A 17058-nucleotide genomic window follows, 5' to 3' on the forward strand; every position below is an offset into this window, starting at 1 on the left:
AAATCGTGGCGCGCCGGTCAACGCGGAAATAGCGCAGTCCCCTCCCGTTTTCCACGCGCTCGACCTGACCGGCAACCAATCAAAAGACCACAGGCCTGTCCAGCCGCGCGGATGGGCCTTCGTCCCGAATCGTTCTATGTTTGTTTCATGAACGAGATCCTGTTTGAGTTGAGTGGCCGTCCGGTGACGGTTCTGGAAGCTGCCATTGCTGGCGGCCTGTTTCTTCTGGCCCTGATTGTCTGGCTGGTTCTGAAGATCATGCGGGAGATCCGCCTGCGTGCCGAATCGGACACGGTGGCGGGCGAACGCATTCACGAGCTGGAAAGCCATCTCTCCCAGCTTCTGAAGTCACAGGGGGAAATGACCGGCCGTATGCAGACGATGGCGGAAGTGTTCGGATCGCGGCAATCGGACATGATGCGCGCCGTCAACGAGCGGCTGGACGGCATGGGCCACAAGCTGAACACCTCGATGGCCGACACCAGCAAACGCACCCAGGACGGCCTCAGGCACCTGCACGAGCGGCTGGCGGTGATCGACCGGGCACAGCGCACGATCACCGATCTTTCCGGTCAGGTGGGCCAGTTGCAGGCGATCCTGTCGAACAAGCAGACCCGTGGCGCGTTCGGTCAGGGCCGGATGGAGGCAATCGTCCAGGACCAGATGGCACCCAGCACCTATTCCTTCCAGGCAACGCTGTCCAACAACAGCCGTCCGGATTGCCTGATCCACATGCCGAACGGTGCCCCTTCCCTTGCGATCGACGCCAAGTTCCCGCTGGAAGCCTTCAACCTGTTGCGCGAATCGGAAACGGACGATCAGCTTAAATATGCGCAGGCGCAGTTTCGCCGCGACTTCACGAAACACATTCAGGACGTCAGCGAAAAATATCTGCTGCCTGGCGAAACCCAGGACACCGCTTTCCTGTTCGTGCCGTCTGAAAGCGTCTTTGCCGAACTCAACGAGAGCTTCGAGGATCTCATCCAGAAGGCGCACCGGGCGCGGGTGGTGATCGTCTCGCCATCGCTGCTGATGCTGTCGATCCAGGTGATCCAGTCGGTGTTGCGCGATGCCAAGATGCGCGAGCAGGCCCATCTGATCCAGGCCGAGGTCGGCCATCTGATTGCCGATGTCAGCCGGTTGAACGACCGGGTCGGCAAGCTTCAGGCGCATTTCGCGCAGGCCAACAAGGATATCGACCAGATCCTGATTTCCTCCGACAAGATTTCCAAACGCAGCCGGCGGATCGAGGACCTTGAACTGGGCGAACTCGAGAACGTGGCAGAGGGAGCTTCCAGCGCTGAACCCAAGCTGGCACTGACGCCCGACGGCTGACGCAGCAAATCTGTTGCCGCTATTCAAGCCCGGAGCTACAGTCCCGCCGGCTCGATCCGAGTCGATTTGGAGGCAGGTATGTCGTTCCGGAATTTCCTTTTTTCGAAAACACTTAGCATCGCAAGCACCGTCTTGGCACTTGGGCTTCTCGCACTTCCCCTCAGCCAGACTGCAGCGGCTGAGGACTGCACCCAGTCTATCGAAGCCGTCTGGCTGGACACCTATTCGGTCGAAGCCGATGCACAGGGTGAATGCGGGTCTGCAGAAGTTTCGGTAGCGGTCTTCAATCAGTCCGGCGGCGTGGAATTTCAGGCCACCTTTGACCAGAACGACTTGTTCGGCTTCTACGGCATCGAAACCCTGACCGAGATGCAGGCAGCCTTGCTGGACTGGATCAGCGGCTATGCCGATGTTGCCACGTCCGCAAAGCTTCCGGTTTGGCCTGAAGGCGCCGAAGGTCCGGAAGCAGGCGAATTTCCGTTCTACGTCGAAGAAGGTGTCACCCGGGAAATCTATGAGCGCGCACGCCAGGAAGAGCGTCCCATGGTCTGTTTCATCCAAGGCACCGAAAGCCAGCTTTGCCTGGTGAAAAACCCGAACTCCGGCGCGCTTGAATCGATTGGCGTGCAGACCTTCCCGGGCTGACAGAACAGCCCATGAAGCCGAGGAACATACGTCCCCTGCTGGAAATGGCTCCGGGCAGGCGTTTGCCGCGTCCGGAGCAGCGCCTCGTTCAGTCGTCCGGGATCATGCTCCATTCATTCGCTGCATGCGATGTCCGGTTCGAGTACCCAAAGCGGTCCTCACTAGCCTTTGGCCTTTAGTTCCAACGCTTTTTCGGTTGTCCAAACGCCGTCTGCTCCACCCCAATGCCCGCTTCTTACCTCGTGGACCCGTACAGAAGTGTTGTCTTGCATCGATTTGCCTGCAACTGTTCCGAACGCTTTAGCCGTCTCGCTGATGAGTTGTGCTTTTTCGTCCTCTGAGAAGACACCTTCCAAGACGTGGATGTCGATCAGCGGCATAGATTTCCCTCCCAGATTGGCAACATGATCATTTTGACACTTAGCCGGCTGCATGTCTCGCAATTCGGTCATTTGCCAATTTCAGAGACTCAAACTCTTCTGACCCTGTTTCAAGTGAGCGGGAGGAAACACCCATGTCCGGTCATGACTGATGCTGCGCATCTGAAGTCTCTCCAAACAGCGTGCAGCCTGTCAAAATTCGGGCCAAACCCTAAAGTGCGGGCAAACGCCGTGCCCTGGTGATCGCACCCCATTCCGTCGCCGCAATACGGTCAATGGCCTTGTCCAGCGGCTCGTAGGCGACGGTCATCGTATAACCGTTGGCGTGCAGTAGGCAGTTGTCGCCAGTGATGATGCCGACGTGGCCTTTCCAGAACAGCAGATCACCGCGTTTCAAAGAGGACGGGTCGTCATGGGGAATTGCCTCGCCGGCTTCGGCTTCCTGCATGTCGCTGTCGCGCGGCAGGTCATACCCGCCTGCCTGGGCGGCAAGCTGCACCAGCGCTGAACAGTCGAGGCCGAGACTTGACCGTCCCCCCCATCGGTAGGGCGTGCCGATCAACTCTTCGGCGACAGCAACCCAGTCATCTTCAATTGCTTCCAGTGGCACAAGATGTTTGGCGACGACGGCCGAACCATCACTGAGAAGCGAATAGGTGAGCCCGCGCGTTTCGGTTTCACCGGTTACCGTGACCAGCGAGCCGATGGACAGGAGCCCGAGCGGCGGAAACTTGAGATCGGCGGCCGGGTAGCGGTAGGTCCGGAGCGCGCGCACCCGGTGAGTTGCCGGCTTGACCGGCCCGAGACCATTGGACGAGAACCAGCCCACATAACCGTCCGTGTCGAGCTGTCCCCAGGCCCAGCCTTCCGGCGTCTGCTCATAGACCGTCACCCACTCGCCGCTGAGCGCTTCGGTATCGACCGGCCGATCCGGGCGCGGTTCGGGCCGGATCGGCAACTGGTCGGCAATGATCTGAAACACCTCGCCGTCAACGAAGCGGGTGGCCTTTACCCTGCCCTCATAATCGGTGGCGGCAAGGTCAGCACGAACCGGGTGGCGGCGGCGGTCGAAAGTCTCGGTCATTGTCGATCCCGAAATGTGGTGGCCTGTCAGCGCGGCAGTTCCCTGGCCTTTTCAACCACAAGATCGCCGAGCTGCTCCAGATAAAGCGCACCTTCCACCGTGCGGGTGATGATCACATTGCGTTTGTCGGCTTCATCGCGCTTGCGCGACAGAAGCCGCATCCCCCCCAGAGTGTCAAGCGCCCGGGTGATAGCAGGTTTGGTGACGTTCAACTTGGCTGCCAATCCGCGCACGGTATGAGGCGGCGGCTCCAGATAGACCGTCATCAGGATCGTCAATTGGCGCGCGGACAGATCCTGTTCGCTATCGCGAACAAGCGCCAGATTGACCTCGTGCATCAGTTTCAGCGCCTGTGAGGCGCGCAATTCGACGGCCATGAGCTACAGGGTCCCATCCTTTTCCCCCATCCATCTCCATGACCATCGAAGCACGAAAACGTTTCGGAGCCGTTATTTTGCGCCTGCAAAACGCTCGGAGATCACATCGAACAGGCCGCGGATGCCCTGGGCTTCGCCGCCCATGGGTTTTCCGGGCTTTTCCATCGGGGTCCAGCCGAAAATATCGAAATGAACCCAACTTCCGGTGTTCTCAACGAATCGGGACAGGAACAGGGCAGCCGTGACGGAGCCGGCGAAACCTGCCCCGGAAGTGTTGATGTGATTGATGTCGGCAACCTTGCTGTCGAGATATTTCAGATAGGGCTGCCAGAGCGGCATGCGCCACAACGGGTCGGCCGTGGCTTCCGCCATCACCGCGATGTCTTCGGCCAGTTCGTCGTCGTCGGTGTAGTAAGGTGGCAGATCCGGCCCCAGCGCAACGCGGGCAGCGCCAGTGAGCGTTGCCATATCGATCAGGATGTCAGGGCTTTCCTCGTCGGCAAGCGCCAGCGCATCGGCCAGGATCAACCGGCCCTCCGCATCGGTATTGCCGATTTCGACGGTCAGTCCCTTGCGGCTCGGCAGGATATCGCCCGGACGGAAGGCATTGCCTGCCACCGCGTTTTCGACGCATGGGACGATGACGCGCAGGCGCACCGGAAGCTTTGCGGCCATGATCATGGAGGCAAGGCCAAGCACATTAGCGGCCCCGCCCATGTCCTTCTTCATCAGAGCCATGGAAGATCCCGGCTTCAGATTAAGACCGCCGGTGTCGAAGATGACGCCCTTGCCCACCAGCGTGACTTTGGGAGCAGCTTCGTCGCCCCAGGTAAAATCTGCAAGGCGCGGCGCCCGGCTGCTGGCCTTGCCGACCGCATGCACCATCGGGAAGTTTTCTTCCAGAAGGTCCTCCCCGATAACAATACGTCCGGTTCCGCCATGCTGTTTGAAGAGAGAAACCACGGCCTGGGACAACTCGCCCGGCCCGAGGTCATTCGCAGGAGTGTTGATGAGATCACGGGCCAGTTTGACGCCGTCGAGAATCGTTCCAAGCCGGTCCAGATCGACTGTGTCATCGACGGCAAGACGGCGCGTTTTGCCCTCGCTTTTCAGGTAGCGCATAAAGGAATAGGTGGAGAGCGCAAAGCCGAGCGCTGCCTGCTCCGGATCCGGAAACCCGTCTGCAAGATGGTAGTCTCCTTCCGGCAGTCCTGCCACCAGACCGCCGAGTGCCAGCGGATGCGACAGGCCGTCGTCCTCAACGCCGAACAGTACCACTGCGCCGTCTTCTCCCGGAACGAGCAGGAAGGTTGCGGGCTTGCCTGCAAAATCGTTGACCTTGCACCAGTTCGACGCCGCCGCCCCAAGACTGTCCAGAACCTGAGGAAGGCTTGCCTCGGTGACAGCGTGGATGGGTGTGGAACTGGAAACATCGCTTTTGCGGACTAGGCTATCGCGCACGGGAGGACCTCCGTTGGAGATTGGATTCGATCTTCAAGACCTAGGATGCCCGGCGTTCGGACGCAATAAGGTGTACGCAGATCCGCACCGCTTCTCGCATTTCGCAACGGCGCTTAACCAAGCATTAGGGTTAATTATCTATTTCTCATAAGGAAGCCTGAAAGCCGCCGACAACAAGGATGTTGGAAATGCAATCGCCCAGAACCGGTTCCCTTCGCCGTCGCACCCGTATCGCTACGACGTTGATGGCCATGTCGGCGCTTGTCGTTGTCACTGGCTGCGCGTCCAACCGAGCCAACACGGGCACGCACTCTCCTGCCTCCGGCTACACGTCGCCGGGTTCTTCGCAGGCGCTGGCACAAGTGTCCAAATGGTCCAAGGCCTATGAGCGCGACCGCAAGGACCGCAATGCGGTCCTCGGATATTCGAACGCTCTCAGCCAGAACGGACAGATACCCCAGGCCATGGCCGTGTTGCGGTCCGGCGTGATCGCCCATCCCAAGGACCGGGAAATCGCTTCTGCCTATGGCAAGGTCCTTGCGATGAACGGCCGGTTCGACGAAGCGCTCAACGTCATTCGCGGCGCCCAGAGGCCGGACACACCGGACTGGAAGCTGATGTCCGCCGAGGCCGCGATCTACGATCAGACCGGCAACCACGACAAGGCGCGCAGCCTTTACAAGCAGGCTTTGATGATTGCTCCGAACGATCCGAGCCTTCTGAACAATCTGGGTCTGTCCTATCTGTTGTCCAACGACCTGCCCGATGCCGAATACACGCTGCGCAAGGCAGCCACCCTGCCCGGCGCAGACAGCCGCGTGCGCCAGAACCTGGCGCTGGTTCTCGGCATCCAGGGCAAGTTCGACGAAGCCATTCAGGTGGCACAGGCCGAGATCGACCCGCAGCAGGCCCAGGCCAACATCGCCTATCTGCGCACCATGATGCAGAAGCGCCAGCAGGGCTGAGGCGGGGTTCCAAACCGGCTTAGGCGGCGCGACCCAGCCCCTATCCAACCAATCAAACGAAAAGCGGTGTCCGGACCACGTCCGAACACCGCTTTTCGGGTCTGCGGTTTTGGTGAATAGGTCTCCAAGAGAACCTGCAAAAGTGACTTCTCAGGTCTTTCTTGAACTTAAAACTGCGCCATGACCTGAATGACAGCCGGTCCCATGATAATAAAGAACAGTACCGGCAGGAAAAACAGGATCATCGGCACCGTCAGCTTCGGCGGCAGAGATGCAGCTTTCTGTTCAGCCATCTGCATGCGCTGTTCGCGAGTATCGTCCGCCATATTGCGCAGCGCTGTCCCTACCGGCGTGCCGTAGCGCTCCGCCTGGATCAGCGCCATCATCACGTTCTTGACACCGTCGACACCGGTTCGCTTGGCAAGGTTTTCATAAGCGATACGTCGATCACTGAGATAAGACAGCTCTGCTGTGGTGAGCGTCAGTTCTTCGGCCAATTCGACCGATTGGACCCCGACTTCCTCCGCAACCCGCTTGAAGCCTTCTTCGATCGACATGCCAGATTCCACGCAGATCAGCATCAGGTCGAGCGAATCCGGCCAGGCCCGCTGTATGATCAGCTTGCGCTTGTCGATCCTGTTCTTCAAGTACAGGTTCGGCATAAACGCTCCGAGACCCGCGAAAGCGATACAGAAGCAAAGCTTGGACAAGGCGGGAAGCGTATCGGGCAAAATTACAAAGGCGTACGACGTTGAAAAGACGAAAATAACCGCGGGGATCACTATCCTTGCGGTCAGGAAGTAATAAAGCGGTGCCGACCCGCGGTAGCCAGCCATCCTGAGATTTTCAACAGTACTCTCGTCCGAAAGTGCTTCCTTCAGATTGAGCCGATCAACCAGGCTTTTCATTTGTGCCTTGGGCTGATTGCGCAAGGAGGCCTTGGCATCGGCCTGATTTGCCTGGAGCCGGGCCCTTTCCTTGGCGCGCAGCTTGTCACGCTCGATCGCGACAGATTTCATCCGTGTCTTCAAGGTGTTCCGCGACAGGAGCGGCATTACCAGGGAGAAGATGGTTCCCGTAACCGCAATCATGGCAAGAACGGCTGCCAGAAACTGACTGGATGCAATGGTTTCAAGATCCATGTCGTCTCCTAGAAGTCGAAATTGATCATGGCCCGCATGACCATGACACCGATGAACATCCAGAACAGACAGCCGGCAATGATGATGTTGCCCGTCGTGGTCTCGAACAAGGTCAAGATATAGTTCGGGGCAATGAAATACATGATCCCGCCGACGAAGAACGGCAGGGAGCCAATGATGGCTGCCGATGACTTAGCCTCGGCGCTGAGCGCCCGGATCTTGCGTTTCATCGCCTTGCGCCCACGCAGAACCTTGGACAGGTTGTTCAGGGCTTCAGCCAGACCACCACCTGCCTTTTGCTGAATGGCAACCACGATCGCGAAGAAGTTCGCTTCTGCCAGCGGCACTCGTTCGGGCAGCTTGCCGACGGCATCTGCAAGCGAAATCCCCATGATCTGGGTTTCGGTGATCTTGCGAAACTCGGTTGCAACCGGTTCGCGGGCCTCGCGGGCAACCACCTTGATACAGTCGCCAAGGGGCAGGCCAGCCTTGACACCGCGCACGATGATGTCAACACCGTTTGGAAGTTCGTCAAGAAAGGCGTTGAAGCGGCGCTTGCGTTTGCTGGAAACATACCAGCGAGGGAAACCAAGTGAACCGGCAAAACCAAATGCAGCCGCAATGATCAGATTTCCGCTGAAGATCAGACCCAGCACAAGGAATATCATGCCTGCTATGACACTGAAGATCACGAAATGGTGGGTCTCCCAGGTCAGACCGGCCTGCTCGATCTTTACCTTCAGCGACACCTTCTTCTGCTTGTCCTGCTTGGCTTTCTGCCGTTCCTCAAAATCCTTCAGCTGATCCTGGATCGAGCGTTTGCGGCGATCGACATCGCGGAGCGCCTTGCGCTGCTTTTCATTCTGAGGCCTGGCGGCAACCGCGTTCACGCGTTGATCGCGCCGCTTGGAACCGGACAGAGCGGGCTGAAACAGGCTGTAAATAACGCCACCAATGGCAAGCATCACCAGGACCGCAACGGCTAAACCGGTGATTTCTGGTGTGAGAAACTCTTCAAGTCCGGACATGGGGTCCTCAATCAGCTACATATTCAGGCATCTCGGCAGCATCCAGTGCCTGTGCCAGACGGGCTTCTTCGCCGAAGTAACGTGCGCGCTCCCAGAATTTCGGTCGGCCAATACCGGTGGAGCGATGGCGTCCGATGATCTTGCCGTTCGGGTCTTCGCCGACAATGTCGTAGAGGAAGACATCCTGGGTCGTGATGATGTCGCCTTCCATGCCCATCACTTCCGTCACATGGGTGATGCGGCGCGAACCGTCGCGAAGGCGGGCCGCCTGAACCACCACGTCGATGGACGAGACGATCATTTCGCGCAGAGTTCTGGAGGGCAGCGAAAAACCGCCCATGGTGATCATGGATTCCAGACGGGACAGGGCCTCGCGCGGGGAGTTGGCGTGCAGCGTTCCCATCGAGCCGTCGTGACCGGTGTTCATGGCCTGCAGAAGGTCGAAGGCCTCCGGACCACGCACTTCGCCCACGATAATCCGCTCGGGACGCATACGCAGACAGTTCTTCACCAGGTCGCGCATGGTGATTTCGCCTTCCCCTTCCAGGTTGGGCGGACGTGTTTCCAGACGCACCACATGTGGCTGCTGTAGCTGCAATTCGGCCGAGTCTTCGCAGGTGATGATGCGTTCAGTGCTCTCGATATAGGCGGTCAGACAGTTGAGCAGCGTCGTCTTACCGGAACCGGTACCACCGGAAATCAGCACGTTACAGCGCGAACGGCCAATGATCTGCAGGATCGTCGCCCCTTCCGGCGTGATCGAGCCGAACTTGGTCAACTGGTCGAGCGTCAGCTTGTCGCGTTTGAACTTACGAATGGTGAGAGCCGGGCCGTCGATGGCGAGCGGTGGTGCGATCACGTTCACGCGGGACCCGTCGGGAAGACGGGCGTCGCAGATCGGACTTGAATCGTCGACACGGCGACCGACCTGGCTGACAATACGCTGGCAGATGTTCATCAGCTGTGCGTTGTCGCGGAAGGTCACCCCGGTCTGTTCTACCTTGCCCGAGGTTTCGATGTAGACCGTGTGGGCGCCGTTGACCATGATGTCGGCGATGTCGTCACGTGCCAGCAGTGGCTCCAGCGGACCGTAACCGAGCACGTCGTTGCAGATGTCTTCCAGCAGGTCTTCCTGCTCCGAAATGGACATGACCACGTTTTTCAACGCGATGATGTCATTCACGACATCACGGATCTCGTCCCGGGCATCCTCCGCATCGAGACGGGCGAGCTGCGACAGGTCGATCGCCTCGACCAGTGCGTTGAAGATCTGGGCCTTGGTCTCGTAATACTCGCTGTTCTTCTTCCGCGCTGCGGGAGCGGCCGGCTGAGGCTCGGGCGGCGGCGGCGGTGTTGGAGCAGTCGCCGGCTGGGAAGGTTCGGTCTGGATCTTCTGCGGAGCCGGTTGAGCCGACTGTTCCGGCTGGTGTGCCTGTTCCACCGGCGCAGGCGTATCCTGCAGGCCGGGTATGCCACCGGGCCGAAGGGTCTGGGGTCCAGACGATGAGCTGCCACGTCTACCAAACATAACGAACTATCTGCTCCGCTCTCAGGCCGGTCTAACCGGCCTTCCGCTTGAATTTTGAAAGCAACCCGCCCAGGCTCGACCGCGATGCCCTGACGGGCTGCGCCTTGCCGGAGACGGTGTGTGCCAGATCGTCGAACACGCGCGAAATCGCATGTTTGGCGTCTATCTCACCGATCATCTGTCCGTTGTTGGCCGCCGTTCCGAACAGTTGTGGTTCAAACGGAATGGCCGCATGAACCGACAATCCGAGCGCGCCGGCAAATTCATCCGGTTTGATCTCGGGGCGCTTGGGAACGTTGATCTTGTTCATGACAAGATGCGGCGGACGATCGTTCGGCCGCAGCTGCTTCAACATGTCGACCACGTTCTTGGCATTGCGCAAATTGGCCAGATCCGGCTCCGCAACGAGAACGATCTCGTCAACATTGAGGAGCGTGTTCTTGACCCAGGCATTCCAGGCATGCGGCACGTCGAGGACGACACTTGGCACACCGGCGCGCATGGTCTCCACCAGTTGGTCGAAAGACTTTTCGCTGTAGTCATAAGTCCGCTCGAGCGTTGCCGGCGCCGCCAGCAGGCTCAGGTGCTCGTTGCATTTGGACAGGATGCGGTCGAGATAGGTTTCATCCAGGCGTTCGGGTGAAGACACCGCTTCAAAGACGCCCTGGAGAGGGTCCTGATTGTAATCCAGTCCCGCGGTGCCGAAAGGCAGATCCAGGTCTGCCACCACGACCTCACTCTGGAAAATGCGGCCAAGCGCCCACGCTCCGTTATGGGCAATTGTCGAAGCGCCACAGCCCCCCTTCACGCCGAAAAACGCGATGGTGCGGCCAAGCGGTTCGGCATCCGGATCGGCATAGAGATTACCGATGGCGCCAATAAGCTGGAACACACTGACAGGCGTGATCAGATACTCGCTGACACCGCGCGAAATCAGGTCGCGATACAGTGTGACATCGTTGACGTCGCCAATGACGATCACCTTGGTCCCTGGATCACAAAATTCGGCCATATGATCGAGGCTCGACAGAAGATCTTCCCGCCTGCCGGACGTTTCCACCACAATCAGGTTCGGTGTCGGCGCCTGCTCGAAGGTTTCGATCGCAGCCGGGATACCTCCCATGTCCAGCTTCAGGTGCGCCTTCGACATGCGCCGGTCTTCCATGGCGGCCTCCGCCACCCGCATGGTGGCGTCGGTCAGACAGAAGCCGTGCACCGTGATGCGCGGGATGGAACCGATATGGAGACCGTCGTCGCTTCCTGCAAAGTTGTGATCCGCAGGTTCGGAAATAGGGTCCATGTAGCCGGACATGTCTTTCAAGTCTGGGTTGGCACTCATAGCTATCCCCTAGTTCTCAGCAACTTCGGCGCCTACACCTTCGGTGAAGTCACCCGCAGTTACCTCGCCCTTCCTGTAGTTTTCTATGACCACCGCACGCCGGCCCTGATCGGAAGGAGCGGATGCTCTCGGCGTGATCAGATCCGACGGATTGTCGACCATAGCCGCCAGGTTCGCCTGGCTTGCACACCCGAAATTCTCATAGTTGATATTGGCACCGAAACCGCCACCAAGGTTCTTCGGCCAGGCACCGCATTCTCCCGCGGTGGCCTGCATCCGCGAATAGGACAGGCGGATCGGTGCATCGGCACCCGGATCGCCCACCGCGTAGGTACGGGTGCTGATCCTGTTCCTGGAAACACCGCCACGCTGCAGGGCCTGACGGATCTTGGGCGTAACGGAATGAACCGCTGCTTCGTTGGCTCCGCCGGATGGCACAAGGATCTCGACCGACCCGTCCCCCTTCTGCCGGGACTGCTGACCGAAGGCAGCAATAGTGTTTTCAACCGGCCCGTGAAGATTACGTGTGTTCCGCCCAACCGGAAGGTCCAGCGTCTCCGGCTCCTCTGTGATCACGATCGGGTGCATCAGCCTGTAATCATGGGACGCCAGCAACTGGCTCGGCGTCTGCGACTGGTTCTGGCAACCGGCGGCGATCAGGCATCCGAAGACCACAAGTGCGGTTTGCGAGAGCGTCGTTCTGCGGACCGTTTGTGACATATTCATCCGTCCGTCCTCACTTGTAGATAAAGCCAACCTGACCGTGATACGTGCCTTCGGCAGCGGCTCCGGTAGGGTTGTAGATCTTGTTCAGCCGGTTCAGGAAAATTGTCTCGGCATCCGATGCCGCCATCAGGTTCTTGTCCGGGCGCTGCAGTTTGCTGGCAGCAACGGGTTGAACCACATAGGGCGTCACAAACACGGCCAGTTCCGTCTGTTCGCGCAGGAAATCCCGGCTCTTGAACAGCGCACCCAGGATCGGGATCTGCATCAGACCCGGTATGCCTTCAATGGCCTGCTGATAGGATTCCTGCAGGAGCCCCGCCATCACCAGGGTACCGCCGGAGGGCAGTTCCATGGTCGATTCGGCGCGACGGACCTTGAGGGCGGAAATGGTGATACCACCGGCAGAAACTGCACCGTCGTTGCTCAGTTCGCTGACCTCGGTCTTTACCCGCAGGCTGATCCGGCCTTCGGACAGAACCACTGGCGTAAAGTCCAGACCGACACCGAACTTCTTGAACTCGACGCTCAATTCCCCGTCTCTCTGGGAAATCGGGATCGGAAATTCACCACCGGCGAGGAAACTTGCGTTTTCACCGGAAATTGCGGTCAGGGTCGGCTCGGCCAGGGTTCGGATCACACCTTCACGCTGCAGGGCTTCGACCTGGGCGGTGATGCTCGTCGCGCCAGCGGTCAGTTGGGTTCCGCCGACAGCCTGGTTCACAATGGACGGGTTCACAGAAAAGTTCGGCAAACTGGACATGAAAGGCGTGAAGTTGCCGACGCCGATCGTGCCCTGAAACTGGACACCGAGCTGCTTGATGATCGACCGCTCGACCTCCGCGACCGTGACCTTGAGATGAACCTGGTCCTTGCCTGCTACGGATATCAGGTTGATGACTTCGCTTGCAGCGTTGGCCCCCTGAAACTTGGCGGCAATGTCTGCCGCCTGCTGGGCTTCAAGGGTGCTTTTGGTGGTGCCGCTCAGCACGACACTGCCGTTGACCGATTCGGCGGAAATATTCGAGCCCGGGATCAGCTTTCGGATAATCCGGGTGATATCGGACGTGTCCTTTTCCACACGCACGTCGAAGCTTGCCAACTCCCTGCCGCTGCGGCTGAACAGAACGAGGCGCGACTGGCCCACGGTGTTGCCGATAACGAAAATACGGCGTGGTGTTCTAAGGACGGCATCAGCGATTTCCGGGTTGGACACCAGAACGTCGGCTGCGTCTTCCGCGAGATTGACCACAACGGATCGGCCGACACCGACATTAAGAATACGGCCTGTCGCCCGTTCCCCCGCGGCGATATGGACCTGGCTCGGGAAATTGCCTTCTGCCTGCGCTGCTGCAGTGGCCAGTCCCATTAGCCCCCCTAGTAAAAAGACGGTGGCTGCCAACTTGTGAAGATAGTTTTTCATCGCGCCCCTCTTGCCGGACGTTCTGTTTTCAACTGAGGTCATTGGGCACCTGCCTGGCTCGTCACGCCATATTTCACGTAACTGACACCCCGGCGGCGCCCCCCGTCTTCATCTGCGTCGTCAGCTGAGTCCTGGGCACTGCGCAGTGCGAGTGCGATCGTTCCCACCTGTTGAGACTGGGCGATGACTTCGGATTGCGGCAGGGTCAGTTCCAGCGTCGCCGTTCGCTTCGGAGACAGGTTCTTCTGATCCTGTTCACCGGCCGTGGTGCTGTCGATTGCCAGAATACGGATGTTTTCCAGGATCGTTTCGCTGAGGGCCCCGGTATCGGACTTGCGCGTCAGGATCACGTCGACCTTGTCGCCGGGCAAGATGAACCCGCCAGCCGAGGTTTCCGCTTCAACGCTGACCGCAATCGCGCGTTTGCCCTTTGGCAGGATCGCCGCCATGAAGCCCTTGTCGGTATTGATAAGACGTTCAGGGCGCACCGGTTCGCCGGCGAAAATCGGTGCCCGGGCGATTCGGCCTTCATATTCCTCATTGGCCAGCGGCGCGGCTTCCTTCGTCACGGCCCCGAACGGGACCGCATCTTCGGGCCAATTCGCCCAGGACATGTCATCTGCCGACAGCTTTGCGCCGAGCGGAATGTCCCGTTGAGCCACCAAAACCTGCGTTTTGGTCTGCTCAGCGACAGGAGCCTGTACGATTTGCGGCTCGGCAGGCTTGTTGCCCGACATCATGACCAAACGGAAAGCGATAAAGCCGGCCGCTACGGCAATTGCCAGGACGAAAATTCGAGCGATTTTCATGACCAAAACCCAATATTCCTATGCGCACATGCGCTGTTGCCGCCTAGGATGAGGGGTAATTGGTCAAAACATGGTTAATCAGATATGGATGTTTTCAGTTAATATCCATTAACTTTACTGAACGCTTTCTTAAATTACCGCATTCTGCAGCGAATACTGACCTAAAAGACCGTTGCGTAGCTTCACTGGAAGCTTTGTCAGTGTGATAAAAGCATTGGCTTGAAGGTCGATCACGGGGGTAAGTATCACGAAAATCGGCTATTCGTTGCCGAATCCAGGCCGTGTTTCACTTCAACGTGATGAACATGTCCGGCAATTGCACCGAACCAGAGCTTTCAACAGCACTATGAGGCCTTGAGACGTGTTGCGCAGTCGGAGAGCAAGTCTGCCTGACGCAACGCTTCAACACGGGAGATCAGCGGATAAGGTCGAACCAATAGGTGGATGAATACACCTGAAGCCCGGCAATTGCGATCGCAATGCCATAGGGGATGCCGCTTTTGCTGTCATGAAGCCGTGCGAACCACTCCTGGCGATAAAGGACATTGGGCACGACCGCGTTCTGGCGCATGGCAAGTAGACCAAGCGTCAACAACATGCCGTAGATGGTTACAAACAGCACGAACACCAGCAGTTCCTGGGAAAAACCTATCCAAAGCGCGATGGCGCTGATGAACTTGACGTCGCCTCCGCCCATCCAGCCGAACGCGAAGAACAGGAAACAGGGTGCGAAAATGACGGCAAATCCGAGGGCATGCATGCCCCAGGCCTGTAACGGCAAGCCAGTTGCGACGGCAAGAATGGCAAATCCTGCAATCAACAGAAGTGCCACCCGGTTCTGGATGGTCATTGTCAGCAGATCGGACGCACCGCCGAAAGCGACCAACATCGGAAAAATGACGAGAATTGCGGCCTCGATCATTGGACCCTCAATCTAACCTAAACACTGAGCTTCACAGTACCGGTAGAGAGTTAACACTTCGCAGCAACTTGGCAGTAAATGCAAAAAAACGGGCAGTAAACTGCCCGTTTTCTTACCTGGGTCATCGACCCAGAAAATCGCGTAGGCGCGTCTGATTAGCTACCTGCAGCAGAAGTCAGGCGCGTCTGGATGTTGGTGAACACGGCGTTCAACGAGGTACCGGTCAACTGCAGAGCGCCAATGATGACGATGGACAGCAGGCCAGCGATCAGGCCGTATTCGATTGCAGTTGCGCCGGATTCGTCTTTTACGAAACGGTTGAGAAGAGATTTCATGTGTTTTGCTCCAAGTACCACTGAATTGACAGCTTCAAGTCCGTCGGATCTTTTGTGTCCGATTGGACATGGGCTCACCCTAGGACAGAGAGCTTTCCAACCAGTTAAATTTACCATCCCCAACAAAAAGAATGCTGGCAATTATGACTATAGTTAACAAGACGTATAGATAAAATTTTATTAATACAATCCAAAAACTTTAATATAATTCACGTCTTGCAAATATTATCTACTTATTTTTGAAATTATTCAATTCGTTTCTTAGTTTTTATTTCGCACCCACTCCTTCTTATACGCTACAATCCTTCAGATATATTCTTCTATGCGACGAACAAAACGTGAGGGCGCAGAAGAAAGTCCTCACCCCCGCGATTCAAGACAAAGCGAACGAATAATACGCCCTAAAAAGCGAAATAAGACCAATTTACACTTCTTTCCTTCAGTCGTTAGCAGATCGTTCACCACGTTTGACGCATGATCTTCTAAGAAAATGCACAATTGGAGTATCCATAGGCATGTTTGCGCAGCTAATCAGATGGACTGGCCTGTTTGCCATGACCCTGAGCGCGACCGTCGCGGTCGCACAGGATGGCCCGGTGCTCGTCACGGTCGATCGCGCCAAGGTCTTTCGGATCGAGGACGGTGCCGCAGCGGTTATCGTGGGCAACCCCTTTATTGCGGATGTCGCGATGTTCGACCAGAACACCGTGGTCATTACCGGCAAGAGCTACGGAACCACGAATCTCGTGATCCTGGATGGCGACAACAAGCCGATCGTGGATGAAGTGATCACAGTCAAGGCGTCGGATGACGATGTGGTCTCCGTCTACAGGAAGGCGTCACGGGAATCACTGTCCTGCAATCCGGCATGCGAACCGATGCTGCGCCTTGGAGATTCGATCGAATCCTTCAAGGAGACCGCGGATCAGGCAAGCGCACGCAATGAACTGGCAACCAAGGCAGCTGGTGGGCTGTAGTAACGGGTTCCCCAACGGAGTAATCACCGAATGCGCTTGTTGAAACGGCTCCTCGTCTCGAGACGGAAAAGAGGATGTGCCTCCTTCGGCAAGGACATCAGCGGGGTGACAGCCGTCGAATTCGCAATGATTGCACTTCCTTTCTTTACGGTGATGTTCGGGATTATCGAAGTCGGCCTGTCCCATTTCGCAAACCGAATGGTTGACAATGCGGTGATTACGGCAGCCCGCGAAATTCGTACGGGTCAGGCCCACGAAGGCGGCTATGACGCGAATACGTTCAAGACGCAGATTTGCAGTAATCTGCCTGACTTTCTCTGTTCGCTGGACCGGTTGGTCGTCGATGTCGACAAGGTCGAAAGCTTTGCCTTGGCCAAATCCGCAGGTGAAAGCCTTTACGATGAAGAAGGTAACCTGAAGGAAGAGTCCAATTACGAAGACGCCGGAGCCGGTGAGATCGTTGTTGTGAACGTCATCTACAGGTGGCCAATGATCACCTCGCTTTTGTCACTGAACCTGGCGGATCACGGCAACGAGCGCTATCTCACCTCTACCTTGGTGTTTCGAAATGAACCCTGGAACTAA

Annotated in this window: 18 protein-coding genes; 5 read left to right on the forward strand and 13 right to left on the reverse strand. The window is 57.7% G+C overall.

What is annotated here, in order from left to right:
* Nucleotides 1–147 precede the first annotated feature (147 nt).
* Together ACYQ54_RS16115 and ACYQ54_RS16120 are read left to right on the forward strand one after the other, a co-directional pair.
* Nucleotides 148–1335, forward strand: a complete 1188-nt coding sequence (locus tag ACYQ54_RS16115) for a DNA recombination protein RmuC (protein ID WP_460083989.1) — start codon at nt 148–150, stop codon at nt 1333–1335.
* Between the two features lie 78 nt (nt 1336–1413).
* Nucleotides 1414–1980 carry a hypothetical protein gene (locus ACYQ54_RS16120; RefSeq protein ID WP_460083991.1) on the forward strand — a complete coding sequence of 189 codons (567 nt, stop codon included), beginning with the start codon at nt 1414–1416 and terminating at the stop codon, nt 1978–1980.
* A gap of 161 nt (nt 1981–2141) precedes the next feature.
* Here ACYQ54_RS16120 and ACYQ54_RS16125 read toward each other — a convergent pair whose 3' ends face one another.
* The 4 genes from ACYQ54_RS16125 to ACYQ54_RS16140 all read right to left on the reverse strand — a co-directional run bounded on the left by ACYQ54_RS16125 (nt 2142) and on the right by ACYQ54_RS16140 (nt 5282).
* Entirely contained in the window at nt 2142–2360 is a 219-nt protein-coding gene (locus tag ACYQ54_RS16125; RefSeq protein ID WP_460083993.1) for a tautomerase family protein, read from the reverse strand.
* A 211-nt stretch (nt 2361–2571) separates the two neighbouring features.
* Nucleotides 2572–3444, reverse strand: a complete 873-nt coding sequence (locus ACYQ54_RS16130) for a C40 family peptidase (protein ID WP_460083995.1) — start codon at nt 3442–3444, stop codon at nt 2572–2574.
* Nucleotides 3445–3470: 26 nt separating this feature from the next.
* Nucleotides 3471–3821, reverse strand: coding sequence for a MarR family transcriptional regulator (locus tag ACYQ54_RS16135; RefSeq protein WP_006934185.1), 351 nt, complete (start codon nt 3819–3821; stop codon nt 3471–3473).
* Nucleotides 3822–3893: 72 nt separating this feature from the next.
* Nucleotides 3894–5282, reverse strand: coding sequence for a leucyl aminopeptidase family protein (locus ACYQ54_RS16140; RefSeq protein WP_460083997.1), 1389 nt, complete (start codon nt 5280–5282; stop codon nt 3894–3896).
* A gap of 188 nt (nt 5283–5470) precedes the next feature.
* On the opposite strand from ACYQ54_RS16140, the gene ACYQ54_RS16145 reads away from it, so the two are divergent.
* A complete protein-coding gene (locus ACYQ54_RS16145) occupies nt 5471–6247 on the forward strand; it encodes a tetratricopeptide repeat protein (protein ID WP_460083999.1) in 777 nt (258 codons plus the stop codon).
* A 167-nt stretch (nt 6248–6414) separates the two neighbouring features.
* On the opposite strand, the gene ACYQ54_RS16150 is transcribed toward ACYQ54_RS16145, so the two are convergent.
* From ACYQ54_RS16150 to ACYQ54_RS16190, 9 genes are all read right to left on the reverse strand, one after another.
* Nucleotides 6415–7389, reverse strand: coding sequence for a type II secretion system F family protein (locus ACYQ54_RS16150; RefSeq protein ID WP_460084001.1), 975 nt, complete (start codon nt 7387–7389; stop codon nt 6415–6417).
* Nucleotides 7390–7397: 8 nt separating this feature from the next.
* Nucleotides 7398–8417 (reverse strand): type II secretion system F family protein, encoded by a 1020-nt coding sequence (locus tag ACYQ54_RS16155; protein WP_460084003.1) that lies wholly within the window; start codon nt 8415–8417, stop codon nt 7398–7400.
* Nucleotides 8418–8424: 7 nt separating this feature from the next.
* A complete protein-coding gene (locus ACYQ54_RS16160) occupies nt 8425–9945 on the reverse strand; it encodes a CpaF family protein (protein WP_460084005.1) in 1521 nt (506 codons plus the stop codon).
* Between the two features lie 31 nt (nt 9946–9976).
* Nucleotides 9977–11284 (reverse strand): AAA family ATPase, encoded by a 1308-nt coding sequence (locus ACYQ54_RS16165; RefSeq protein ID WP_460084007.1) that lies wholly within the window; start codon nt 11282–11284, stop codon nt 9977–9979.
* 9 nt (nt 11285–11293) lie between these two features.
* The gene (locus ACYQ54_RS16170) at nt 11294–12010 is read right to left on the reverse strand and encodes a CpaD family pilus assembly protein (protein WP_460084009.1); all 717 of its coding nucleotides are present in this window, start codon (nt 12008–12010) and stop codon (nt 11294–11296) included.
* A gap of 10 nt (nt 12011–12020) precedes the next feature.
* Complete coding sequence (locus tag ACYQ54_RS16175) at nt 12021–13376, reverse strand: type II and III secretion system protein family protein (RefSeq protein ID WP_460084011.1); 1356 nt, start codon at nt 13374–13376, stop codon at nt 12021–12023.
* Nucleotides 13377–13468: 92 nt separating this feature from the next.
* Nucleotides 13469–14239 carry a Flp pilus assembly protein CpaB gene (gene cpaB / locus ACYQ54_RS16180; protein WP_460084013.1) on the reverse strand — a complete coding sequence of 257 codons (771 nt, stop codon included), beginning with the start codon at nt 14237–14239 and terminating at the stop codon, nt 13469–13471.
* A gap of 415 nt (nt 14240–14654) precedes the next feature.
* A complete protein-coding gene (locus tag ACYQ54_RS16185; RefSeq protein ID WP_460084015.1) occupies nt 14655–15161 on the reverse strand; it encodes an A24 family peptidase in 507 nt (168 codons plus the stop codon).
* Between the two features lie 155 nt (nt 15162–15316).
* The gene (locus ACYQ54_RS16190; RefSeq protein WP_460084017.1) at nt 15317–15496 is read right to left on the reverse strand and encodes a Flp family type IVb pilin; all 180 of its coding nucleotides are present in this window, start codon (nt 15494–15496) and stop codon (nt 15317–15319) included.
* 515 nt (nt 15497–16011) lie between these two features.
* Between ACYQ54_RS16190 and ACYQ54_RS16195 the strand changes: the two genes are divergently transcribed.
* Both ACYQ54_RS16195 and ACYQ54_RS16200 read left to right on the forward strand, forming a co-directional pair.
* Entirely contained in the window at nt 16012–16473 is a 462-nt protein-coding gene (locus ACYQ54_RS16195) for a pilus assembly protein N-terminal domain-containing protein (protein ID WP_460084019.1), read from the forward strand.
* Nucleotides 16474–16503: 30 nt separating this feature from the next.
* The gene (locus tag ACYQ54_RS16200) at nt 16504–17058 is read left to right on the forward strand and encodes a TadE/TadG family type IV pilus assembly protein (RefSeq protein ID WP_460084021.1); all 555 of its coding nucleotides are present in this window, start codon (nt 16504–16506) and stop codon (nt 17056–17058) included.

Source organism: Roseibium sp. LAB1, from assembly GCF_054658235.1.